This is a genomic window from Geothrix sp. (genome assembly GCF_020622065.1).
In the GTDB taxonomy this organism is placed as follows: domain Bacteria; phylum Acidobacteriota; class Holophagae; order Holophagales; family Holophagaceae; genus Geothrix.
Genome location: NZ_JAHRYQ010000001.1, coordinates 77,894 through 101,466, shown reverse-complemented (window position 1 = coordinate 101,466; position 23,573 = coordinate 77,894). Strand labels below are relative to the sequence as shown.

General features: G+C 68.3%; 22 protein-coding genes. 18 read left to right on the top strand and 4 right to left on the bottom strand.

The window, feature by feature from the left end; genetic code table 11:
* Window positions 1-4 precede the first annotated feature (4 nt).
* The 8 genes from QZ647_RS00510 to QZ647_RS00475 all read left to right on the top strand — a co-directional run bounded on the left by QZ647_RS00510 (window position 5) and on the right by QZ647_RS00475 (window position 9,311).
* Window positions 5-997 (top strand): N-acetylornithine carbamoyltransferase, encoded by a 993-nt coding sequence (locus QZ647_RS00510; protein ID WP_291270311.1) that lies wholly within the window; start codon window positions 5-7, stop codon window positions 995-997.
* 36 nt (window positions 998-1,033) lie between these two features.
* Window positions 1,034-1,981 (top strand): acetylglutamate kinase, encoded by a 948-nt coding sequence (argB, locus tag QZ647_RS00505; RefSeq protein WP_291270310.1) that lies wholly within the window; start codon window positions 1,034-1,036, stop codon window positions 1,979-1,981.
* The gene (locus QZ647_RS00500; RefSeq protein WP_291270309.1) at window positions 1,978-3,063 is read left to right on the top strand and encodes a M20/M25/M40 family metallo-hydrolase; all 1,086 of its coding nucleotides are present in this window, start codon (window positions 1,978-1,980) and stop codon (window positions 3,061-3,063) included. The genes argB and QZ647_RS00500 overlap by 4 nt, the downstream gene beginning before the upstream one ends.
* A complete protein-coding gene (gene argH / locus QZ647_RS00495) occupies window positions 3,053-4,411 on the top strand; it encodes an argininosuccinate lyase (RefSeq protein WP_291270308.1) in 1,359 nt (452 codons plus the stop codon). The genes QZ647_RS00500 and argH overlap by 11 nt, the downstream gene beginning before the upstream one ends.
* Window positions 4,412-4,473: 62 nt before the next feature.
* Window positions 4,474-5,661 (top strand): argininosuccinate synthase, encoded by a 1,188-nt coding sequence (gene argG / locus QZ647_RS00490; RefSeq protein WP_291270307.1) that lies wholly within the window; start codon window positions 4,474-4,476, stop codon window positions 5,659-5,661.
* 12 nt (window positions 5,662-5,673) lie between these two features.
* On the top strand, window positions 5,674-6,729 hold the full coding sequence (locus QZ647_RS00485) for a hypothetical protein (RefSeq protein WP_291270306.1): 1,056 nt from the start codon (window positions 5,674-5,676) through the stop codon (window positions 6,727-6,729).
* Between the two features lie 114 nt (window positions 6,730-6,843).
* Complete coding sequence (argC, locus tag QZ647_RS00480) at window positions 6,844-7,842, top strand: N-acetyl-gamma-glutamyl-phosphate reductase (RefSeq protein ID WP_291270305.1); 999 nt, start codon at window positions 6,844-6,846, stop codon at window positions 7,840-7,842.
* 92 nt (window positions 7,843-7,934) lie between these two features.
* Window positions 7,935-9,311, top strand: a complete 1,377-nt coding sequence (locus QZ647_RS00475; RefSeq protein WP_291270304.1) for a M20/M25/M40 family metallo-hydrolase — start codon at window positions 7,935-7,937, stop codon at window positions 9,309-9,311.
* A 47-nt stretch (window positions 9,312-9,358) separates the two neighbouring features.
* Here the strand turns inward: QZ647_RS00475 and QZ647_RS00470 are convergent, their stop codons facing one another.
* A complete protein-coding gene (locus QZ647_RS00470) occupies window positions 9,359-10,147 on the bottom strand; it encodes an SDR family oxidoreductase (protein WP_291270303.1) in 789 nt (262 codons plus the stop codon).
* A 108-nt stretch (window positions 10,148-10,255) separates the two neighbouring features.
* Here QZ647_RS00470 and QZ647_RS00465 point away from each other — a divergent pair, with 108 nt between their 5' ends.
* The 3 genes from QZ647_RS00465 to QZ647_RS00455 all read left to right on the top strand — a co-directional run bounded on the left by QZ647_RS00465 (window position 10,256) and on the right by QZ647_RS00455 (window position 12,132).
* Window positions 10,256-11,125, top strand: a complete 870-nt coding sequence (locus tag QZ647_RS00465) for an SPFH domain-containing protein (protein WP_291270302.1) — start codon at window positions 10,256-10,258, stop codon at window positions 11,123-11,125.
* A 9-nt stretch (window positions 11,126-11,134) separates the two neighbouring features.
* Window positions 11,135-11,314, top strand: a complete 180-nt coding sequence (locus QZ647_RS00460; RefSeq protein ID WP_291270301.1) for an Arc family DNA-binding protein — start codon at window positions 11,135-11,137, stop codon at window positions 11,312-11,314.
* 71 nt (window positions 11,315-11,385) lie between these two features.
* Window positions 11,386-12,132, top strand: a complete 747-nt coding sequence (locus tag QZ647_RS00455; protein WP_291270300.1) for a hypothetical protein — start codon at window positions 11,386-11,388, stop codon at window positions 12,130-12,132.
* Window positions 12,133-12,225: 93 nt separating this feature from the next.
* Here QZ647_RS00455 and QZ647_RS00450 read toward each other — a convergent pair whose 3' ends face one another.
* The 3 genes from QZ647_RS00450 to QZ647_RS00440 form a co-directional block, all read right to left on the bottom strand.
* Window positions 12,226-14,016, bottom strand: coding sequence for a multicopper oxidase (locus QZ647_RS00450; protein WP_291270299.1), 1,791 nt, complete (start codon window positions 14,014-14,016; stop codon window positions 12,226-12,228).
* A gap of 172 nt (window positions 14,017-14,188) precedes the next feature.
* Window positions 14,189-15,592 carry a dihydrolipoyl dehydrogenase gene (lpdA, locus tag QZ647_RS00445; protein ID WP_291270298.1) on the bottom strand — a complete coding sequence of 468 codons (1,404 nt, stop codon included), beginning with the start codon at window positions 15,590-15,592 and terminating at the stop codon, window positions 14,189-14,191.
* A gap of 58 nt (window positions 15,593-15,650) precedes the next feature.
* A complete protein-coding gene (locus QZ647_RS00440; RefSeq protein ID WP_291270297.1) occupies window positions 15,651-16,802 on the bottom strand; it encodes an acyl-CoA desaturase in 1,152 nt (383 codons plus the stop codon).
* Between the two features lie 88 nt (window positions 16,803-16,890).
* Between QZ647_RS00440 and QZ647_RS00435 the strand changes: the two genes are divergently transcribed.
* From QZ647_RS00435 to QZ647_RS00405, 7 genes are all read left to right on the top strand, one after another.
* A complete protein-coding gene (locus tag QZ647_RS00435; RefSeq protein WP_291270296.1) occupies window positions 16,891-18,195 on the top strand; it encodes a cation:dicarboxylase symporter family transporter in 1,305 nt (434 codons plus the stop codon).
* Window positions 18,196-18,257: 62 nt separating this feature from the next.
* Window positions 18,258-18,713 carry a cache domain-containing protein gene (locus QZ647_RS00430; protein ID WP_291270295.1) on the top strand — a complete coding sequence of 152 codons (456 nt, stop codon included), beginning with the start codon at window positions 18,258-18,260 and terminating at the stop codon, window positions 18,711-18,713.
* Between the two features lie 124 nt (window positions 18,714-18,837).
* Window positions 18,838-19,293 (top strand): cache domain-containing protein, encoded by a 456-nt coding sequence (locus tag QZ647_RS00425; RefSeq protein ID WP_291270294.1) that lies wholly within the window; start codon window positions 18,838-18,840, stop codon window positions 19,291-19,293.
* Window positions 19,294-19,394: 101 nt separating this feature from the next.
* Window positions 19,395-20,990, top strand: a complete 1,596-nt coding sequence (gene serA, locus QZ647_RS00420; protein ID WP_291270293.1) for a phosphoglycerate dehydrogenase — start codon at window positions 19,395-19,397, stop codon at window positions 20,988-20,990.
* Window positions 20,991-21,057: 67 nt separating this feature from the next.
* A complete protein-coding gene (locus tag QZ647_RS00415; RefSeq protein WP_291270292.1) occupies window positions 21,058-21,711 on the top strand; it encodes an HAD family hydrolase in 654 nt (217 codons plus the stop codon).
* 2 nt (window positions 21,712-21,713) lie between these two features.
* Window positions 21,714-22,214, top strand: a complete 501-nt coding sequence (gene moaC, locus QZ647_RS00410) for a cyclic pyranopterin monophosphate synthase MoaC (RefSeq protein WP_291270291.1) — start codon at window positions 21,714-21,716, stop codon at window positions 22,212-22,214.
* 221 nt (window positions 22,215-22,435) lie between these two features.
* On the top strand, window positions 22,436-23,521 hold the full coding sequence (locus QZ647_RS00405) for a M23 family metallopeptidase (RefSeq protein WP_291270290.1): 1,086 nt from the start codon (window positions 22,436-22,438) through the stop codon (window positions 23,519-23,521).
* The last annotated feature ends 52 nt before the right edge of the window (window positions 23,522-23,573 follow it).

Below are 23,573 nucleotides of genomic sequence, written 5' to 3'. Positions count from 1 at the left end.
AACCATGAAGCACTTCACCCGCATCTCGGACCTCGGGCCTGAAGGGGTCCAGCAGATCCTCGCCAAGGCCGCGACCTGGAAGCGCGAGCGGCCCGGCGCCATCTTCACGGACCGCATCCTGGGCATGGTCTTCTTCAACCCCAGCCTGCGCACCCGGGCCAGTTTCGAGGCCGCCATGCTGCGCCACGGCGGCCACGCCATCGTGCTGGAAGTGGGCGCGGGCACCTGGAAGCTGGAGGACCGCGACGGCGCCATCATGAATGGGGACCGGGCGGAACATGTGCGCGAGGGCGTGCCCGTGCTGGGCCGCTACGCCGACCTGCTGGCCGTGCGCACCTTCAGCGGCGGCGAGGGCGATGCGGTGGATGAGACCGATCCCGTCATCAACGCCTTCCGGCGCTTCTCCACGGTGCCCGTGCTGAGCATGGAGAGCGCCCGGGAACATCCCCATCAGGGCCTGGCGGACCTGCTCACCATCCAGGAGACCCACGGCAGCACGAAGGTGCCCGTCACCCTCACCTGGGCGCCCCACATCAAGCCCCTGCCCAAGGCGGTGCCCAACTCCTTCCTCCTGACGGCCGCGGCCTGCGGGGCCGAGATCCGCGTGGCCCACCCCAAGGGCTACGAGCTGGCGCCGGAGGTCCGCGCCGAGGCCGAGGCCTATGCCGCGGTCACCGGCGGGAAGATCACCTACACGAACGACCAGGATGCCGCCCTGGAGGGCAGCGCCGCCGTCTATGCCAAGGCCTGGGGCCCCTCCACCAGCTCCGGAATCGAGGCGGCCCCCATGGCCGATCTGGCGGCCTGGATGCCCACCGCTGCCCACCTGCGGAAGGCCTCGAAGGAGGCCATCTTCATCCACTGCCTGCCCGTGCGCCGCAACCTGGAAGTCCACGACAGCGTCCTCGACGGGCCCTGGAGCCGCGTCGTGGATGAGGCCGAGAACCGCTTCCATGTGCAGCGGGCCACCATCCACTCCCTGCTGTCGCAGTCCTGAGTCTTCAGTCTTCAGTCATCGATTCCCGAGGTTGTGATGCCCCTTTCCCCCAATCCCTACGCCGCCCTCAAGGAAGCCTCCCGATATGTCCGCCTGTTCCGCGGCAAGACCTTCGTGGTGAAGGTGGGCGGCGAGGTGCTGACGGAACCCAAGATCCGCAAGGCCCTCTGTGAGCAGATCGCCCTGCTCTGGTCCTTCTCCATCCGCGTGGTGGTGGTGCACGGGGGCGGGGCCGAGCTGGATGCCGTCTGCAAGGCCATGCACATCCCCGTGCAGAAGGTGGCGGGGCGCCGCGTGACGAGCCCCGAGGTGCTGGATGCCGCCAAGATGGTCTTTGCGGGCCAGGTCCACATGGACCTCCTGGCGGATCTGCAGGCCGCGGGCGTGCCCGCCGTGGGCCTCACGGGTCTTGACGCCGGTCTGCTGAAAGCCAGCAAGCGGCCCCCGGTGGCCGTGGTGCCGGACGGCGCCACCGAGCCCCAGCTGGTGGACTTCGGCCTGGTGGGTGACATCGACGCCGTGGATCCCCATGTCCTCAGCCATCTGCTGGACGGCGGGTTCGTGCCCGTGGTGGCGCCCCTGTCCGGCGGCGAAGACGGCGCCATCTACAACACCAATGCCGACACCATCGCATCGAGCCTGGCCTCGGCTCTGGGCGCCGAGAAGCTCTTCTTCCTGCTTTCCGTGCCGGGCCTGCTGAAGGATGTCGCCAAGGCCTCCTCCCTCATTCCCCATGCCACGCTGGACCAGCTCGCCGCCTTCGAGGCCAAGGGCATCATCAGCGGCGGCATGCGCCCCAAGGCGGCGGCGGTGAAGGCGGCCATCCAGGGCGGCGTCCCCAGCGTCCACCTGGTCAGCGGCCTCGCGCCGGACGCCCTGCTGGCGGAAGTCTTCACCAACGAGGGCAGCGGGACGATGATCGTCGCCGCCCAGCCTGCCACTGGATCTTTGGCGGCGCCTGCCGCCGGCGGAGCCAAGCCATGAGCCCCGCCGAACTGCTGACGCTCCTGGTCGGCACGCCCAGCGTGTCCGGCGAGGAGGGCCCCCTGGCCGACCTGGTGCAGAGCCTGGTCGCGGCGCAGGGTTTCGAGGTCCACCGGCAGGGGAACAACCTCTGGTTCACTTTCGGAAAGCCGGGCGGGTCGCGCCTGCTGCTCAACTCGCACCTCGACACGGTGCCCCCCAGCGCCGGCTGGGAGGGTGATCCCTTCACGCCCGTCTGGCACGGCCCACGGCTCCAGGGCCTGGGCGCCAACGATGCCAAGGGCTGCGTGGCGGCCATCCTGCTGGCGGCCTTCGAACTTGCGAAACAGCCGCTGGAGGGCGAAGTCGTGGTGGCCCTCAGCGCCGAAGAGGAAACCGGCGGCCAGGGCATCGCCACCATCCTCGATCAGCTGGGCCCCCTCGACGGTGCCGTGGTGGGCGAACCCACGGGTCTGCGCATCTGCGCCGCCCAGCGGGGCCTGCTGGTGCTGAAGTGCACGGCCCGGGGCCAGAGCGGCCATGTGGCCCACGCCCAGATGCTGGGCGCCGAAAACGCCATCCACAAGGCGGCCCGGGACATCTCCAGGATCGCCGCCATGGACTTCCCGCCCCACCCGCTGCTGGGATCCCAGAAGGCCCAGGTCACGCAGATCCAGGGCGGGTTGCGGCGCAACCAGGTGCCGGACGCCTGCGAGTTCTTCATCGACCTTCGCACGGGCCCCGACCAGGACCACGACGAGCTGGCCGCCGACTTCCAGCGGCAGCTGGAAAGCGAAGTGACCCTGCACTCCAAGCGCTACCTCCCCAAGGGCACCGACCCCAACCACCCCATCGTCCGCGCGGCCCTGCAAGCCGCCGGCAAAGCGGGGCCCGTGGGCTCGGGCACGACCTCGGACTGGGCCTTCCTCGGCCACATCCCAGCCGTGAAGGCGGGGCCCGGCGACACCTTCCGCAGCCACCGACCCAACGAATACTTGACCCTTCCCGAACTCGAGTCCGGCGCGGCCTTCTACACCGCGCTGGTGCCCGCCTTCTTCAAGATGCACATGACCAACCCTGAGGCAGGTGCCCATGAGGCCTGAAGCCACCACCCTCTGGGCCAAGGACCTGCCCCTGGACGCGGCCATCCACCGCTTCACCGTCGGTGAAGATCCCGACACGGACCTGTCCCTCCTGGCCTGGGATGCCCTGGGCAGCGCCGCGCACGCGAAGATGCTGGCGGCCCAGGGACTCATCCCCGAGGCCGATGCCGTCTCCCTGGTGCGGGGCCTGCGGCGCATCGCCAACCTGGCCCGCCAGGGGGCCTTCCCCATCCCGCCCCACATGGAGGACGGCCACACGGCCATCGAGGCCGACCTCACGCGCAACCTGGGACTCGCGGGCGCCCGCATCCACCTGGGCCGGTCCCGGAACGACCAGGTGATCCTGGCCCTGCGCCTCTACTTGCGGAACGCTCTGGTGACCCTCGGCCTCCGCGTGGCCGATCTGGCCGAGGGCTTCCTCGCCTTCGCCCGCGCCCACCAGGACACGCCCCTGCCGGGCTACACCCACCTGCGGCGGGCCATGCCCAGCACCTTCGGTCTCTGGGGCGCGGCCTTCGCCGAGGGTCTCCTGGAGGAACTCGAGGCCCTGCAGGGCGTCTACGGCCGCCTGGACCGCTGCCCGCTGGGATCGGCCGCCGGGTTCGGCGTGCCCCTGCCCATCGACCGCGAACTCACCGCCCGCCTGCTGGGCTTCTCGAAGGTCCAGCGCAGCCCCATCGATGTCCAGAACAGCCGGGGCCGCCATGAGACCGCCGTGCTCCAATGGGCGGCCTCCGTCGGCGGTGTGCTCGAGAAGTTCCTGTGGGATGTCTCGCTCTTCAGCACCGAGGAGTTCGGCTTCCTCAAGCTGCCGGACGCCTTCACCACCGGGTCCAGCATCATGCCCCAGAAGAAGAACCCCGATGTGGTGGAGCTGGCCCGGGGCCGCTGTCGGGAGCTGCGCGGCACCGCCGGCCTCATCGACCAGATCGCCGCGGGGCTGCCCTCCAGCTACCACCGCGACCTGCAGCTGCTGAAGAAGCCCCTCGTCCACGGGCTGCGCAGCGCCGACGACCTCTTCGCCGTGCTCAAGCCCCTCCTGCCCGCCCTCCAGGTGCAGGCCGAGGCCGCCGCAGCAGCCTCCAGCGATGACCTCTACGCCGCCCACCAGGCCTATGTCTTCGTGCAGGAGGGCCTGCCCTTCCGGGAGGCCTATCGCAAGGTGGCCCAGCAGCTCCAGGACGGCACCTTCGCACCCGACCGCGCCGCCCTCACCGCCACCCATCTCGGCGGCGCCGGCAACCTGGCCCTGGATGACCTGGCCGCCGACCTCGCCACCGCCCGCGGCTGGATCGAGGCCAAGCGGCAGGCCCACGCCCAGGCCGAGGCTGCGCTATGGGCGAACTGAAAAACATTCACCACCAAAGTATTGGCGGTGAATCCTTTCGCATTTCCCTTGAAGGATCTCCCATGAGCAAGCTCGCCGTTCTCGCCTTCTCCGGCGGCCTCGACACCTCCTTCTGCGTCCTCTACCTCAAGGAGCAGGGCTACGAGGTGGCCACGGTCACCGTCAACACCGGCGGCTTCTCGCCCGAGGAGCTGGCCCGCATCGAGGCCGCCTCGCCCCGCTTGGGCGCCGTGAGCCACACCACGGTGGACGCCCGCGCCGGTCTCTTCGAGGGCTACCTGCGCTACCTGGTCTACGGCAATGTGCTGCGCGGCCAGATGTACCCGCTGTCCGTCTCGGCCGAGCGGGTCTGCCAGGCCCGGGCCGTGGCGGAACTGGCCAAGGAGATGGGGGCGGCCGCCATCACCCATGGCTCCACGGGCGCGGGCAACGACCAGGTGCGGTTCGATGTGGCCTTCCGGGCTCTGGCACCGGAGCTCGAGATCCTGACCCCCATCCGTGATCTGGGGCTGTCCCGCGCCGAGGAGATGGCCTATTGCGCCGAGCGTGGCGTGGTGTTCCCGGAAAAGACCAAGGACTACTCCATCAATGAGGGCATGTGGGGCACCAGCGTGGGCGGCCGCGAGACCCTGGATGCCTGGACCACCCTGCCCGAAGCGGCCTTCCCGGGCGGTGTCATCGGATCCCTCGTTCCGAAGACATTGACCATCAGCTTTGATGGCGGCGTGCCCGTGGCCCTGGACGGCAACGCCATGGACCCCGTCACCCTCATCGCCCAGCTCAACGCCATGGGCCGGCCCTACGGCATCGGGCGCGGCGTGCATCTCGGCGACACCATCCTCGGCATCAAGGGCCGGGTGGGCTTTGAGGCCCCGGCCGCGCACCTGCTCATCGGCGCGCACCGGGAGCTGGAGAAGCTGGTCCTCAGCGGCAAGCAGCTCTTCTGGAAGGAAAGCCTGGGTAACCTCTACGGCAGCCTGCTCCATGAAGGGCACTTCTTCGATCCCCTGGCCCGCGACCTGGAGGCCTTCCTGGAATCCAGCCAGGACCGCGTCCGCGGCGAGGTGCGCCTCACCCTGCACCCCCGGACCTTCGTGGTGGAGGGCGTGCAGTCGCCCTACTCGCTGATGGATCCCCGCATCGCCACCTACGGCGAAGCCAACAAGCTCTGGACCGGCGCCGAGGCCGCGGGCTTCGCCAAGGTCTTCGGCGTCCAGCAGACCCTCACCCTCAAAGCCAAGTCCAACTGACCCGAGGTTCCCATGATGCGCATCCATGTCGACAAGCTGGCCTCGGTCACCCGCAACCTGCGGCTGGGCCGCACGCTGACCCTCTCTCCCGAGATCCTGCTGGAGGAGGGCTCCGTCCTCGCCTGCCGGGTGAAGGGCGAGAAGAGCACCTACAACCAGCTGGAGGATCCCCACGGCCGCATGAGCACCCTGCACGACGGCGACATCCTCGTGGGGGCCCTGGGCCACCGCAACGCGCTGCAGGGCTACGAGGGCGTCATGCCCAAGGCCCTGAAACCCGGCGACACCGTGAACCTGCTTAATATGGGCGGCGTCATCGGCCAGTGCCTCTCGCACAATCCCGATGTGGGCAAGCCCTTCGACCTCGAGGTGCTGGGCCAGGTGCTGGTCTTCCCGGAATTCCAGTCGCGCGCTGGCCAGCCCGCCCACATCCGCATGGGTGCGCTCAAGGGTACGGGCCTCTCGGCCCACTGCCCCGTGGTCTATGTCGCGGGCACCTGCATGAACGCGGGCAAGACCGCCGCCGCCTGCGCCGTCATCCGTCAGCTGAGCCGCGCGGGCTACCGGGTGGGCGCCTGCAAGCTCACGGGGGTATCGCTCATGCGCGACGCCCTGGCCATGCGCGACTATGGCGCGGAAGTGGCCCTGGACTTCACGGACGCGGGCATCGTGTGCACGGACGCGGGCAGCGCCGCGGGCGTGTCCCGGATCATCTTCTCGGAGCTGGCGGCCCACGGCGTGGATGTCATCGTGGCCGAGACCGGCGACGGCATCATGGGGGAATACGGTGTCCAGGCCATCCTCCAGGACCCGGACCTGAAGGCGCTGAGCGGCACCTTCATCCTCTGCGCCAACGATCCCGTCGGGGCCGCGGGCGGTGTGGCCAACCTGAAGGCCGCCTTCGGCATCCAGGCCGATCTCATCGCCGGCCCCGCCACGGACAACCGGGTGGGCGAACGGTTCGTGGCCACGCTGGGCCTGCCCGCCCGCAACGCCCGCGCCGACGCGGATGCCCTCGGCAAGTTCGTGCTCGGCCTCGTCGAACCCAAGATATCGGCCAAGGTCTAACTGGTTCTAACCCCAGAGCCCACAAAGACCGCAGAGGAGATCATCAAGGCGCCTTTTGCCAGTCTCTGCGCCCTCTCCGTTCTCGGTGGTTGGACCCCTTTCCCGGAACTTCCCATGACCCCAGTTGATGTCCTCATTCTCGGCGCATCGGGCTACGGCGGGGGGGAGCTGCTGCGTTGGCTCTCCCTCCACCCGGCCGTGATGACGATCCGGGGCACGGCCCGCAGCCATGCGGGCAAACCCTTCCATGCCCAGCACCCGAACCTGCGGGGGCTCGTCGAAGGCACCTTCGAGGCCGCGCCGGACTGGGCGGCCTTGGCCGAGAGCCCGCATCCGGTGCTCTTTTCCGCCCTGCCCCACGGCGAACTGCGCAAGCAATGGTCCGAATTCGAAGCGGCGTGGGAAGCTCACGGACTGGCGGACCGGCTCACGGTCATCGACCTCTCGGCGGATTTCCGCCTGGATCCCGCCTGGATCTATGGGCTGGTGGACTGGAAGCCGGAGCGCATGACGGGTGCCACCCGCATCGCCAACCCCGGCTGCTTCGCCACGGCCCTCCAGCTGGCCCTGCTGCCGCTGGCGCAGTGGAAGCCCGCCTTCATCGCCGTCACCGCGGCCACCGGATCAAGCGGGTCTGGCGCGGCGCCTTCGGACACCGCCCACCACCCCACCCGCGCCAACGACTTCCGCGCCTACAAGATGCTCGGCCACCAGCACGAGGCCGAGGTCCTGCGCACCCTCGCGGCGGAAGGCTGGGAGGCTCCTCTCAGCTTCGTCCCCCAGAGCGCGCCCATGGTGCGCGGCATCTTCGCCACGGCTCAGTTCCCCCTGCCTGCAGGCATGGATGAAGCTGCCCTCAAAGCCCATTACGAAACCTTCTACCGGGACCGTTTCTTCGTGCGCACCGTGGAGGGCTCTCCCCGCGTGGCCGCCACCACCGGCAGTGCCTTCGCCGACCTTGGCGTCGCCGCCCGCCATGGCCACGGCGCCGTGATGGTCGCCCTGGACAACCTCGGCAAGGGCATGGCCGCCCAGGCCGTGCAGAACCTGAACCTGGCCCTGGGCCTGCCGGAATGGACCGGGCTGAAGGCCGCGGGAGGCTGGCCGGTCTAGGGGGCTAGGCGGGGGATGGGCGACCCGTAGGTCCATTTATAGACAACACTTCGGGCCGTGGGATGATGGGATCCCTAATCTCCGGAGCATCCATGAATCCTTCCCTTCTCACCCGCGAGGCCCTGGGCCAGTTCGCCAGCGAAAGCCGTGCGGCTTTCGAGGCGGAGCTGAAAACCCTGGTGGAGATCCCCTCCATCAGCGCGGACCCGGCCCGCCAGGGCGATGTGCGGCGCTGCGCCGAGGCCGCCCGCGCCCTCTTCGAGCGGCACGGCGGCAAGGCCGAGATCCTTGAGACCAGCGGCAATCCGCTCATCCACGGCTGGTTCGGCGAGGACCCCAGCCAGTCCACCATCACCGTCTACAATCACATGGATGTCCAGCCCGCCAACGAGCCCGAGTGGACGGCGGAGCCCTTCACCTTCGTGGTGGACGGGGACACCTACCGGGGCCGCGGCAGCACGGACGACAAGGGTCCTGCGGTGACGGCCCTCTTCGGCGCCCTGGCGGCCCGACGGGCGGGCGTGCCCCTCAACATCCACTTCCTGTGGGAACTGGAAGAGGAAATCGGATCCCCCAGTTTCGAGGGCGGCCTGAACCGTCATAAGGACCGCTTGAAGACCGATGCCATCGTGGTGAGCGACACGGTCTGGATCACCCGCGGCAAGCCCAGCACCCCCGCGGGCCTGCGGGGCCTCAAAGGCTTCCGCCTGACCCTGGAGACCGCCGACCACGATCTGCACAGCGGCGTGGTGGGCGGTGCGGCCCGCAACCCCCTGGCCGAGCTCATCAAGGTGGTGGCCACCATGATGGACGGCGAGACGGGCAAGGTGCTGATCCCCGGCTTCTACGACGATGTGGTGAAGCCCTCCAAGCAGGAGCTGGAAGAGTGGGCCCATGCAGGCTTCAGCGTGGAGACCTTCAAGAAGGACCACATGATCACCGGCATGCGCACGGAGGATCCCATCAAGGTCATGAAGCGCGTGTGGGGCCGGCCCACGATGGAAGTCCACGGCGTGGTGGGCGGCTACACGGGCCCCGGCATCAAGAGCGCCGTGCCGCCCCGCGCCGAGGTGAAGCTGAGCTGCCGGCTGGTGCCGGACATGGATGAGCACAAGACCATCGACCTGATCCGCGCCTTCGTGACCAAACACTTCCCCGATGTGCAGTTCCACGAGGAGCACGGCTTGGCCCCCTTCAAGGGCCATGTCACGGGCCCCTACGCCGAGGCCATCAAGGACGCCTACCGCTTCGCCTTCGACGCGCCCTGTTCCTTCACCCGCGAAGGCGGCAGCATCGGCGCCGTGAAGACCATGGAGGACATCCTGGGCTGCGAGGTGTTCTTCCTGGGCCTCAGCCTGCCCAGCCACGGCTACCACGCCCCCAACGAGAACTACGACTGGGAGCAGGCCTCCGGCGGCATGGCGGCCTTCGCCCACTACTTCGAGACGGTGAGCGGAATCAAGCGCTGAGCTGTTTCCTTCCTAAGAACGCCGGCCTTCAGGCCGGCGTTCTCGCGTCAGAAGGTCCCTTGCACCAGCCCGCCGTCCACCAGCAGGCTCTGACCCGTGACATAGCTCGCGGGGCCGCTGCACAGGAAGGCGATGACGGCTCCGATCTCGGCGGGTTCCCCGATGCGCTTCGCGGGGATGGCGGCCGCCTGGCGGGCGAAGTGCTCGGACACGGTGATGCCCTCGGCCTTGGATTTCACCTCGGCCAGATGATGCTGCCGATCCGTCATGATGTGGCCCGGGAGCAGGGCGTTGACGGTGATGCCGTCGGCGGCGGTTTCCATGGCGAGGGTGCGCGTCAGGCCGGACAGCCCAGCCCGCAGGGTGGAGCTGATGGTGAGCAGGGGATAGGGCTGCTTGGCCACCAGGCTGGTGATGTGGATGATGCGCCCCCACTTCCGGGCCTTCATCCCGGGCAGCACCAGGCGGGTCATGCGCACCGCGTTCAGGAGGGTGGATTCCACCCCATCGGCCCAGTCTGCATCGGTAAGCCCCTCGAAGGTGGCCGCCTTGGGACCGCCCGTGTTGGTGACCAGGATGTCCACGGCGCCCAGGACCGAAGCCGTGGCCTGATGCCACCGGGCCAGGTCCTCCGCCTTGGCGACATCCGCCACCACCGCCAGGGCAGGCACCCCCAGCGCCTCCAGCTCGGTCTTCGCCGCCTGCAGCGCCTCGGCACTGCGTCCGCAGATCGACACGGCGCAGCCCTCGGCCCCCAGGGCCAGGGCTGCGGCCCGGCCCAATCCCTTGCTGCCCGCCGCCACCATGGCCACCTTGCCGCGAATGCCCAGATCCATGTCGTCCTCCTGACCCCCCAGCATAGGCGGAGGGATCCGCCCCGGGGTCCGGGCAGGGCTTGACACGATACCAATGTGATATCACATTGAGATCTCTTGGAGGATCCCATGCTCAAGGAACGCCCGGCGTTTGCCTTTCCCGGCCTGCCCATCCTGCTGCTGGATCTGCTGGTGGTCCTGGGGGCCTTGGCCCTGACGATCCAGGGCGGTCTGCAGAACGACTCCGGTCGCTTTTTCTACACCGTGCCCGTACTGGTGCTCGGCCTCTTCGTACTGACGGGCTTGTTCGTGGTGAACCCCAACGATGCAGCCGCCCTGCAGCTGTTCGGGGCCTACCGCGGCACCGTGCGCTCGGCGGGCATGGCCTGGGCCAACCCGTTCCTCACCAAACGGAAGATCAGCACCAAGGTGCGCAGCTTCGAGAGCCAGCGTCTGAAGGTGAACGACTTGGACGGCAACCCCGTGGAGATCGCCGCCATCGTCGTCTGGCGGGTGGTGGACACGGCGGAGGCCCTGTTCGAGGTGGAGGACTGCGAGAAGTATGTGACGGTCCAGAGCGAGGCGGCGTTGCGGGCCCTGGCCTCCCACTTCCCCTACGATGCCCACGAGGAGGGGCAGCGCTCCCTGCGCGGCAGCATGGACGAGGTGGCTGCCAAGCTGAAGCAGGAACTCCAGCGCGTCCTTTCGCAGGCCGGCGTCGAGGTGCAGGACGCCCGCATCAGCCACCTGGCCTACGCGCCGGAGATCGCCCAGGCCATGCTGCAGCGCCAGCAGGCCTCGGCCATCATCGCCGCCCGCCAGAAGATCGTGGAGGGGGCTGTGGGCATGGTCGAGATGGCCCTGGAACTGCTCGAGCAGAAGGGCACCGTGCGCCTCGACGAGGAGCGCAAGGCCGCCATGGTGTCCAACCTGCTGGTGGTGCTCTGCAGCGAGCGCGCGGCCAATCCCGTGGTGAATGCGGGCACTCTGTACCATTGAGGTTCCGAAGTGGCTGAACGCAAACCCTTCCTCCTCCGGATGGATCCGGAGCTGCTGGCCAAGCTGCAGAGCTGGGCCAGCGAGGATCTGCGCAGCCTCAACGGGCACATCGAATTCCTGCTGCGGCAGGCCCTCCAGCGGGAGGGGCGCCTCGGCCCCGAGAAGCCTCCCCGAAAGGCCCCCGAATGAACCCCCAGGCCCTGCAGCTTGCCGCCGACCTAGGGGGGTCCCTGCTCACCGCCCCAGGAGGGAGTCTCGTCTTGGCGGAACGGATCCAGGGCCACGGCCTGCCCCAGGTCCTGGTGCTGGGGCGGACGGCGGCCGACCTGCGGGAGCCGCTGGAGGCGGCGGACGCCGTCCAGGCCCGGGGCGTGGCCCTGAATGTCCTCGGCCTGCTCCCGCTGTCGGACTCGGACATGGCGGATCCGGACCTGGCGGCAGCCCTGGCCCTCCACCGCCGCCGCCTGGGCGCCCTGGTCTGCGCCCTCGACGCGGGCCTGCCCTGGCTGGCGGGGAAGCCCATGCTCGTACGGCGCCTGCCGGGCCGTCTGGCGCGGCCCGTCCCCGTGGCCCTGGAGAAGGCCCCCATGGGACCCCTCGAGAAGACGGATCTGAAGCGCTTCCTGCCGGACTGGGACAAGGCCCGCCGCAAGATGACCTTCCGGCGGCCGGAGTGGCGCGAGACGCCGGATCACGCCGAGCGCGGCGGCTTCGAAGTGGACCTTTGGCCCGGCGTGCCCGTGCCCGCCGGAGCGGAGCTGCGCGTACCGCCCCTGGTGCTGCCGGAATCCACGCCGCTCACCGAAGCCCTCCGATCAGCGCTGCGGACAGCCCTGGGCCAGCCCATCCCCGTCCTGCCCATGCCCGGAGATCCCACGCCGCTGCATGCGCTGCGGACCCTCACGCGGGAGGCCGCCGCCTTCCGCGGGCCTGTGGGGGCCTGGGAGCTGGCCTTCGAGCGGCTGGCACAGCTGCCCGCGCCGCCCCATTTCTGTGCGCGCTGCTGAGGATCCAATCGGCGGAAGGGTCCCTGGGGCCCGACACCCTCCGAACGGCCGGAAGGCCGCTGGTGCGGCCTTCCGGTCCAGGGCTTCGAGCTCTCAGAAGGTGATCTCGAACGGCCGCATCATGTCGTTCTCCTCGTGCTCGAGGATGTGGCAGTGGTACACATAGGTGCCGAAGGACCGGGTCCTGAAATCCATGTCCAGCGCCGAAGTCCAGGGGAGCTCGAACTTGGCCCGGACCCTCGTGACGAAACCCGGGTAGGCCTTCACGGTGTCCTTGCCGCCCATCTCCTCGGGGGCCGGAGGGACGGGCGGGCCCAGGGTGAGGAAGGTGCTGAGGACCGGCTTCAGGGCGGGCAGGCGCCCCGACGCCAGATAGGCGTTCCAGGCGGCTTCGTAGCCATCCACATCGAAGGGCTGCCGGTCCAGGACCTGGAAGGACACCAGGTGGATGTGCATGGGGTGCGCGTCCCCGGTGAGGTTGATCCACTCCCAGGTCTCCGTCGATCCGGCCTTGATGAAATCGGTGGTCGGATCCATGGAGCCGTAGCCGTTGAACTTCACCCCGATCGGCGTGTCCGTGGCAGGGTCGGCGGTCTCCTGGCCCACCACTTCCCGGTGCGCCAGGTGGGGGGTGGGGATCAGGCGGGGCACCGCCGGCAGCTTCAGGGCGGCCCCGGGCACGCTGAGATCGGCGCCCGCCAGCGGGGTGTTGACCGCGATCTGCATCAGCTCCGGGATGTCGGACATCCCGCCGTCGGGATAGGGCGCCAGGGCCGAGTTCTTCACCGTGATCTTGGTGCCCAGCGGAAGACCTGTGAAGTCCACGATGACATCGAAGCGCTCCCCGGGCGCGATCAGCAGGTTCGTCTTCTGGACCGCCGCGGGCAGCAGACCCTGCTCGGAGCCGATCACATGGAAGGGCAGCGCGGTTCCGTCATGGTCGAAGGTCAGGTCGTAGAACCGGGCCTGGGAGCCGTTCAGGAGCCGGAGCCGGTAGCGCCGCGGCTCGGCATCCAGGCGCGGATAGGCCTTGCCGTTGATCACGGGGGTATCACCGAAGAATTCGGGCACCCAGATCGGGTGGACGGCGTTGTTGCCCTGGGTGGGGTAGAACAGCGTGCCGTCCGGGTTGAAGACCTTGTCCTGGAGGACGATCGGGAGGTGGTAGTTGCCGGAGGGCACCTTCTGGCCGTTGATGGTCGTCCCCGTATCGATCTTGTCGAAGATCAGGTACGCCGCCGCAAGCCCCAGGTAGGGGTTGAACCGGGTGGCGCCCATGGAATGGTCGTGGTACCAGAGAAGGGCCGCGGGCTGCTCGTTCGTGTAGGTGAAGGTGTCCGTGACGAAATCCGGTCCCTTTTGTCCCGTGGCGGTCCACCACTGGCCGGGGGTGCCGTCGAAGCGGGCCGCGGTCTTGCCGCCGTGGAGATGGGGGATGGCGCGGCCGGTCGGCAGGTCCGCGCCCATGATCGTCGGGTCGATGGAGTCTTTGAGCGGGAAGGTGTCCGGGTCGTTGGGAAGCTGGTTGATCCACTTCACGATCACCGGACGGTCCCGGTGGGCCACGATCGTGGGTCCCAGGTAGATGCCGGGCTGGCCCTTCATGCCATAGGTCCACACCGTCGCCGGCCCGAGTTCCGAGTGGAACTGGTGCTGGTGCTGGGTCATGGCGATCTCGTAGAAGTCCGCCCGTTCCGAGAACCCGCGCACGAATCGGGGTGTCGCGGCGGGGGGAACCGGCAGCGGATCCACATACTTGGTCAGGGCGGGACTGACGCCCAGCATGGGGGGCTCCGCCCCCAGGGGGACCGTCGAGGGTCCCGCGGCAAGGCCTGCCGCAAGCAGGGCGGTCCGGAGGATGGATTGGGGTCGAGGCCTATTCACGGCAGCCTCCTCGGGGGGATGGAGCCTTAAGTTACGGGCCCATCCCTCCCCAGCCCATGGGGAGTCCCACCCATTGATGCAGGGAGTTCTAGGTATAAAGGACTACCTGGCCGACCAATCTCCGGCAGGGAGCCGACAGAAGCCCGGCAGGCCAGTCCTCCGGGCTTCGCCCCTACATGTTCAGGGCGCGCCCGTAGACGGCCCGCGCCGCCTCGGGGAACACCTCGTTGAGGCTGGGGTGGGGGTACATGGTGTTGATCAGCTCGTTCACGGTGAACTCGCCGCCCATGAGGGCCACGCTGGAGGCCACCAGCTCCGTGGCCTTGGGGCCCAGGATGTGGATGCCGAGGATCTCGCCGTACTTCTTGTCGGCCACGATCTTGATGAAGCCGTGGGGCTCGCCCACGATGTTGGCCTTGGCCATGGGCGCGAAGGGGAAGGTGCCCACCTGCACCTCATGGCCCTTGGCCTTGGCGGCCTTCTCGCTGAGCCCCACGGTGCCCACCTCGGGATCGCAGTAGGTGCAGGCGGGGAAGCGGTCGTAGCGCACCGGATGGGGATGCGCGTCCTTGCCCAGGCTCTGGGCCGCATGCTCGGCGGCCACGATGCCCTCGTCGCTGGCCACATGGGCCAGCCAGGGGGTGCGCACGATGTCGCCGATGGCGTAGAGGCCGGGCTCGCCGGTCTGCATGAACTTGTCGATCACGACGCAGCCGCGGTCCACCTGGGCCTTGGTCTTCTCCAGACCGATGCCCTCCACGCGGGGGGCGCGGCCCACGGCCACCAGCAGGTGGCTGCCCACCACCTCGCCCGGCGTCTCGCCCTCCAGGTGGCACACCACGCCGTCCGCCCGCTTCTCGATGCGGGTGATCTTGGTCTTGGTGCGCACATCGATCTTGTAGGTCTTGCGGAAGATCTTGGTCAGCTCGAGGCCGATGTCCTCGTCTTCGAGGGGCAGGATCGTGTCCATGAACTCCACCAGCGTCACCTTGGAGCCCAGGCGGCTGAACACCGAGGCGAACTCCACGCCGATGGCGCCCGCGCCCAGGATCACGAGGTGGCTCGGCAGCTCGGTCATATCCAGGATGTGATCGCTGTTGAGCACTCGAACGCCATCCGTTTCCAGGCCGGGGATGTCCTTGGGGGCCGAACCCGTGGCCAGGATGATGCGCTTGGCCTCGTGGACCTCGCCCGCCACCTCCACCTTGCCGCCGCCCAGCAGCTTCCCGAGGCCCTTGAGCACGGTCACCTTGTTCTTCTTCATGAGGAACTCGATGCCCTTGGCGTTCTTCAGGACGATGCGGCCCTTGCGCTTCACGATGGTCGAGAGGTTGGGCTTCAGCGCCTTGGTGTCCACACCGTCGATGCCATAGTCATCGGCCACCTGCATCTGCTCGAAACGGTGGGCGCTTTCCAGCCAGGTCTTGGCCGGGATGCAGCCGCGGTGCAGGCAGGTGCCCCCCAGCGCGGGATCCTTCTCCACCAAGGCCGTGTTCAGGCCCAGCTGCGCCGCGCGGATGGCGGCGATGTACCCGCCGGGGCCGGAACCGATGACGATGAGATCGAAGGAAGCCATGCTGCGCTCCAAAGAACGGGGAATTCATGATCCCACAGCCCGGGGGGGCCTGTCGGGCCTAGGCGTACACCAGCGCAGACCGCACTTCGAGCCGGGCCGCCCGCCACTCCGCCCAGGCGGCCTTCAGCTCTGCCCGATGGGTGGCCATGGAATCCCGCCATTCCGCCTTGGCCTCGCGCCAGACTTCGGCCTTGGCCAGTCCCTTCGCCCGCCATTCCACCTTCTTCTGGTTCCAGGCCTCGTGGCGGTCGTGCAGGGCGGCCAGGGCGGCATCCAGCTTCAGGCGGGCCGCCACCAGGCGGGCCTGCATGGGGGTGGCGCTGCCGGGGCTGGCCAGGCTGAGCCGCTCGTGGAGGCGCTTCTCCTCCATGTGGAGCCGGGCCCGGGTCATGGCCGCCGCGGAAACGCGCCGGAACTGTCCCACCAGGCCGAACCAGGCCAGGACATTGAGCAGCCACTTGGTGCTGTCCCACTGGTACCAGAGGGCCCCGTTGCGGTAGTCCCACTGCCAGAGATGGTGGAAGTTGTGGTAGCCCTCGCCGTAGGTGAGGGGCGCCAGCAGCCAGTTGTCCCGGGCGGTGTTGGCATCGGTGTAGGGCCGGCTCCCGAACATGTGGGCCGCGCTGTTGATGAAGAAGGTGGTGTGGTGCGTCATGACGATGCGCAGCGCCACGCCGAAGACCAGGTGGCCGAGGAGGTTGCCGGTGGCCAGTCCGATGGCCAGCGGGATCGAAGCCACCACGGCCCCGATGAGGAAGTGGTTCCGGTGCTGCCAGCGCACCAGGGGATCCTTCTCCAGGTCCGCCACCCCGGCCAACGGCAGGCTCTTGGCCTCCATCACCCAGGTCCAGTGGGCGTACCAGAAGCCCTTGCCAATCTGGTAGGGGTCTCTCTCGGTGTCCACATGCTGGTGGTGCACCCGGTGATCGCTGGCCCACTTCAGGGCCGAGTTCTCGAAAGCGGCGGCGCCGAAGCACAGGAAGAGGAAGCGCACGGGCCAGGAGGCCTTGTAGGCCCGGTGGCTGAAGAGCCGGTGGTAGCCCCCGCTGATGGAGGTGCCCACGAGGAAGATCATGGCCAGGAAGACCAGAGCCTCGCTCCACGCCAGGCCGGAGGTGGCCAGCCGCCAGGGCACCAGCACCAGCGCCGCGGCCAGCGTGCCCGTCAGGAAAAGCGTGTTGAGCAGATTCCATTGCTTGGGTTGGGGCATTCCATTGACTCCAAAATGAAGCTCAATTCTACCGGAGGTTAGGAAGGGATGTCCCATGCCAAACTTGCCCCATTCCCATGAGGTTTCTGTGACCGTCAAGCGCCCCTGGTACCGCTCCAGCACCTTCTGGATCTTCGTGGGTCTGCTCATGGGCGTGGTGCTGGGCGGGTTCCTGCCCCAGGACCAGTACCCCTGGGCCTACGACGCGTTCCGCTTCCTGTCGAAGGCCTTCATCAGCCTCATCAAGGGCCTGATCGTGCCCCTGCTGCTCTCCACCATCATCGTGGGCATCGCACAAACCGGTGACATCCGGGCCGTGGGCCGCATGGGCGCGAAGGCCCTCCTCTATTTCGAAGTCGTCACCACCCTGGCCCTGTTCATCGGCCTGGGCGTGGCCAACTGGCTGAAGCCCGGCGCCCATCTGCCCATGGACATGGGCGCCCACGCGGCCGTGGCGGCGACCAAGGCGAAAACGGGCTGGGAGATCGCCCTCCACATGTTCCCGTCGAACCTCATCCAGCATGCGGCGGAGGGGGACATCCTCCCCGTGGTGATCTTCGCGACGATCTTCGGCATCGCCCTCACCAAGGTGGGCGAACGCGGCAAGCCGGTGCTGGCCTTCTTCGATGGCGTGGCGCAGACCATGTTCAAGTACACGGACTTCGTCATGAAACTCACGCCCCTGGGTGTCTTCGGCGCCATGGCCTACAATGTGAGCCATATGGCGGCAGGCCACACCGTCAACGGCGCCCTGATCAAGGGCTGGCCTGCCGTGTTCCACCTCCTCAAGCAGTACAGCCTCCTGGTGGGGAGCCTCTACCTGGCCCTGACCCTGCTGTTCGTCCTGGTCTTCGTGCCCGTGGCCTGGCTGGCGGGCATCCGGGTGCTCGGCTTCGTGAAGGCCATCAAGGACCCGGCGCTGACCGCCTTCAGCACCGCCAGCAGCGAGGCCGCCCTGCCCAAGCTCCTGGAGGAGGTGGTGCGCTTCGGAGTCCCGCGCCAGGTGGCCAGCTTCGTCATCCCCACGGGCTACAGCTTCAACCTGGACGGCTCCACCCTCTACCTGGTGCTGGCCAGCCTCACCATCGCCCAGGCGGCCGGCATCCACATGAGCCTGGGCCAACAATTACTGATGGTCTTCACCTTCATGCTCACCAGCAAGGGCGTGGCCGGCGTGCCCCGGGCCACCCTCGTCATCATCGCGGCCACCTGCGGCAGCTTCGGCCTGCCCGGCGAGGCGGGCATCGCCATGCTGCTGGCCGTGGACGAGATCATGGACATGGCCCGCACCACGGTGAATGTCATCGGCAACGGCCTCGCCAGCGTGGTCGTGGCCCGGTGGGAAGGTGTGTTCGGTACGGACCCCGAGCCCCTCCCCGACCAGGAGACCTAGGCGCCACAATCAAGATTCAGCGGAATCGACCGAAAGGAATCGCATCCTTCCAAGGAGCAGTCATGAACCGTCGCTTCCTCTCTGCCCTCCTTCTCCCCGCCCTCTGCCTGACCCTGGCCGCCCAGGAGGCCACCCCGGCCGAAACGGAAAGCCTCGTGAAGGAGGCCATCGCCTTCGCCAAGGCCAACGGCCGGGAGGCGGCCTTCAAGGAGATCACCCGGGTCGGCGGCCGGTTCCACAAGCACGGCGGCGAACTCTATGTCTTCGTCTACGACATGGACGGGAAGGTGCTCGCCCACGGCCAGGGGGCCTCGAAGGTCGGGGTCAACCAGATGAAGGCCAAGGACCCGGACGGCGTGGCCTTCGTCGAGGACCGCGTCAAGCTGGCCAAGACCAAGGGCAAGGGCTGGCACGACTACAAATACATGAATCCCAAGGATGGGAAGAAGGAGCCCAAGACCAGCTATATCGAGGTCTGGGACGGCCTGATCTTCGGCGCCGGCATCTACAAGAAATAGGCCCGGTCCCTTTTCGATCTGGCCCCGCCGCACCTGGGCGGGTAGCCCCTCCCGGGGGGGGCGCCGACATCCTTAAACTTCCATAGAATCCTGCCGAAAGATGAATCTCATCCAAGGAGGTCCCATGCGACCAAACCTCGCCGCCCTGCTCTGCCTGCCCGTGATGTGCATGCCCATGGTCGCCCAGAACGCCACTCCCGCCGAGGCGGAAGCCCTGGTGAAGGAGGCCATCGCCTACGCCAAGGCTCACGGCAAGGACGCCGCCTGCAAGGAGATCACCCGACCCGACGGCTCGTTGCGCAAACATGGCGGTGAGCTCTATGTCTTTGTCAACACCATGGATGGGAAGAACCTTGCTCACGGCATGGGGGCGAGGTTCGTGGGCGCCGACCAGTCGAAGGCGAAGGATCCCGATGGCGTGGAGTACATGCAGGAACGGATCAAGCTGGCCAAGACCAAGGGCAAGGGTTGGCACGAATACAAGTACCTGAATCCCAAGACGGGCAAGAAGGAAACCAAGGCCAGCTACATCGAGGTCTGGGACGGCCTGATCTTCGGCGCCGGCATCTACAAGAAATAGGCCCGGCCTCCCCCGAACCGTCCTTGTCCCGTGGGGCCCTCACCGCTATGGTGAGGGATTCCCTTTACGCCGACTTGGATCCGAACCCGACGGGGGACGCCATGAAGATCATCGTGACCGACGAGGTGACCGGCGAGGGTCTAGCCCTCCTGAGGGAGGACCCGCGCATCAGCCTCGATGTCCGCCTGGGCCTGTCCGTCGAGGCCCTCCATGCCTGCATCGGCGGGTACGACGCCATCATCACCCGCAGCGGCACCACCGTGGACAAGGCCCTGCTGGACGCCGCCACGAACCTGAAGATCGTGGCCCGGGCCGGCGTCGGCATCGACAATGTGGATGTGGACTACGCCAGCTCCAAGGGCGTGATCGTGGTGAATGCCCCCTTCGGCAACACCAACAGCGCAGCCGAGCACACCCTGGCCCTCCTCCTCTCCGCCTGCCGGCATGTGCCTGCGGCCAACGCCAGCCTGAAGGGCGGCGAGTGGAAGCGGGCGAAGTTCACCGGCGTCGAATTGAAGGGCAAGGTCGCGGGCGTCATCGGCCTGGGCAAGGTGGGCGGCCGGGTGGCCACGCGGCTCAAGGCCTTCGAGTGCGAGGTGCTGGGCTGCGATCCCTACATCAGCGCCAAGCGGGCCCATGACCTGGGGGTGCGCCTGGTGGACCTGGCCGACCTCTGCCGCAGCTGCGACATCCTCACCGTGCACACGCCCCTGAACGAGGAGACCAGGGGCATGATCGGCCCCGACCAGCTGGCCCTCATGAAGGACGGCGTCATCCTCCTCAATGTGGCCCGGGGCGGCATCCTGGACGAGCCGGCCCTGCTGGCGGCCCTCCAGTCCGGCAAGGTGAGCCTGGCGGCCGTGGATGTGTGGTCCGAGGAGCCCCCCAAGTCCGAGGTGCTCAAGGCCCTCATCGCCCAGGAGCGCCTGGTGGTGACGCCGCACCTCGGCGCCAACACCCAGGAGGCCCAGGTCAATGTGGCCATCGATGTGTCGAAGGAGATCCTCGCCTACCTGGACCGCGCCCCCCTGGAGAACGCCGTGAACCTGCCGCGCTTCGATCCGGCCGTCATGGACCAGATGCGCCCCTACTTCAAGCTCATGGCTGTCCTCGGCGAGTTCGGCCTCCAGCTCATGAAGGGCAACCTGGACCGGGTCACCTTCGGGTTCAGCGGGGCCATCGCCCACCTCGACTGCTCCCCGCTCACGGTGAGCGGCCTGGCCGCCCTGCTGGGCCGCGTGGCGGACCAGCCCGTGAACATGGTCAACGCGGGCCTGGTGGCCGAGCGCATGGGCCTGGTCGTGGAAGAGCGCAAGTCCACCCTGGGCGGGGCCTTCTCCAACCTGGTGACCCTGACCCTGGAGGGCCCGGACGGCGCCCGGACCGTGTCCGGCACACTCTTCGAAGGCACCCCCCGCATCGTGGGGCTCCGGGATTACGCCATGGACTTCATGCCCGAGGAGCACATGCTCCTGCTGAGCTACACGGACCGCCCCGGCATGATCGGACGGATCGGCACCGTTCTGGGCCAGCACGACATCAATATCGCTTTCATGAACCTGGGTCGCCGCGAGCGGAAGGGCGAGGCCATGGTGGTGCTCTCGGTGGACTCCCCCGTGCCAGCCCCCGTGCTGACCGAACTCCAGAAGGCGACGGAAGCCACCTTCATCCAGGCCCTGCACCTGCCTTCCGCCTGATGCCAGACCGGGTGGCAGGGCCAAGCCCTGCCACCCGGTCTGGCATCATGGAGCCTGGGAGGTTTCTTTGAAACTCATCGCCTGGGACTTCGACGGCACGCTGGTGGACAGCCGCCCCCTCATCGAGGCCGGCATGGCCCACGCCCTGGACGCCCTGGGTCAGCCCCGGTCGGTCATGGCCGAGTGGCTGAAGTATGTCGGCCTGCCCGTGGAGGCCGGCATCCGGAACACCTTCGGTCCCCTGGGACTGGACAACGAGACCGTCCTGAAGGCCTATCGCAGCTTCGGCCACCTCGAGCACGAGCATCTGCTCCAGCCCTTCGAGGGCATTCCCGAGCTGCTGGACGAGCTCCGGGCCCGGGGCCAGCGCATGGGCGTGGCCACCTCCAAGCGGACGGTTCCTCTTCTGCGCCAGATGGGCCGGTGGGGCTGGGAGGCCTACTTCGACCCCATCATCACCCCCGACGATGTCACCCACGGTAAACCCCATCCTGAGTCCCTGCAGCTGATGCAGACTCGGACGGGCCTCGCCGCCGAGGACATTCTCATGGTGGGCGACACCCCCTTCGACCTGGACATGGCCAAGGCCGCCGGGGTGCCGAGCCTGGCCGTGGGCCACGGCTTCTACCCCGAGGAGGCGCTGGCCGCCTGTGGTCCCCGGGCCTTCGCACCGGACACGGCTGCCTTGAGGGACATCCTCCTGGCCTGGGTGGAGGATTGACGATGGCTGACCTCACGCACCTCGATCCCGAAGGCCGCCCCCAGATGGTGGATGTCTCCGCCAAGGCCGTGACCCGGCGGATGGCGGTGGCGGCCGGCTACCTGGAGCTGGATGCCCCGGCTGCCGAAGCCTTGTCCAGGGGCGGTGGCCCCAAGGGCGACCCCTGGTCCGTGGCCCGCATGGGTGCGGTGGGGGGGGTCAAGCGCACCTCGGACCTGATCCCCCTGGCCCACCCCCTGGCCATCGAGGCGGTGGAGGTGACTCACCACTGGGACCCCGCCACCCGCCGCGCCTGGCTCCGGGTGTCCGTGAGCTGCGAGGGCCGGACGGGCATCGAGATGGAAGCCCTGGCCGGCGTCACCGTGGGCCTGTTGGTGCTCTACGACATGCTCAAGGCCGTGAGCCACGGCATGGCCGTCGGCCCGGCCCGGCTCCTCCGGAAAGAGGGGGGACGCCGGGGCACCGTCACCCTGCCCTGGGAGGGGTGCCCCTGGGCGCCCTGAACCGGGCCTGCCAGGTCGGGCATTCCAGGTCCCTCCCCCCTCGACCCTCCCCATATCGGGCCTGGCACCCGAGCCAGTTGGAAAACATTTGCATGTTCAAGGCCGCCTCGACCCGGTAGGATGAGTCTTGACTGTTCCTATTCATCACTGACCCGGGGTCACGACCCCCCCAAGGAGGCCTAGCGAAGCAGGCTTTTCCGTTCCAGCCGGGAGTTACCCCCATGCGTCTTGCCGCCCTGACCCTCGTTCTCGCGTCCCTCAGCCTCGGCCTTCAGGCCGCACCGAAGCGGACCTCCAAGAAGACTTCTCCGCGACCCCCCGCCCGCCAGGCAGCCCGCCTGGAAGAGGGTTCGGTGCATGTGATGCGCAAGGGTGAGACCGCCGCCGCGGTCGCCCGGGCCACGGGCTTGAGCCTGGCGGAGTTGAAGGCCCTGAACCCCGGCCGGAACCTCGGCAAGCTTGCCGTCGGGGACCGCCTGAAGGTGCCGGCCGCCCGGCCGGCGACGCCGACCCTGGCGGAAGCCGGGCCCTCAGAGGTCCCGGTGGCTCCCGCGCTCGTGTCCCGGCCAGCTCTGGCGGCCCTGCCCCTCTCCCCGGTGGTCCCCCCCGCCCCCATGCCGCACCTTGAGCGGCTTCTGCCCTATCAGGTGCGGGCTGCGGTCCCGGCCCCGGGACCCGTGGCCTCCGTCCACGACGAGACCCATCAGACCCCCGGAACGCCCTCCCAGCTCCTCGCCCGCATGCAGTCCGTCCTCCCCCCGGTCAGCGAGGCCGAGCTGAAGGCCCTGCTGCCCACCTTCGCCCCGGCCGATCCGGAGCGCCTGGACCTGCTCTGGCCCGTGGAGACCCGGACAATCAGCTCCGCCTGGGGTCCCCGGATGCGCACCAAGACCGTGCGGGTGAAGAACCAGCGCAAGAAGCGGGTCCGCTACAAGGGCCGCCACCGGGGCATCGACCTGACCGCCCCCGTCGGCGCCGCCGTCTTCGCCGCCCTCGACGGGCAGGTGATCATGGCCGGCCGGCACAAGCAGTACGGCAACTATGTGGTGGTCGATCACGGCAACGGCGTCGCCACCCTGTATGCCCACCACAAGCTGAACCTGGTCCAGGAAGGCGACATCGTCCGTCGGGGCCAGAAGATCGCGGAAGTCGGCCGGACCGGGAACGCCACGGGTCCCCACCTCCACTTCGAGCTCAAGGTGGACGGCCTCCAGCGGAACCCCCTGCCGGTCCTCAACGATGAAGAGGAGATCTCCTCCGAACTCGCCGCCCAGAACACGCTGATCGGAGCCGGCGCACGGCGCTGAACTTCCATCCCGCCTGCGGCACTGGAAGGAAGCGCCCGCCCCCATCCCGGCG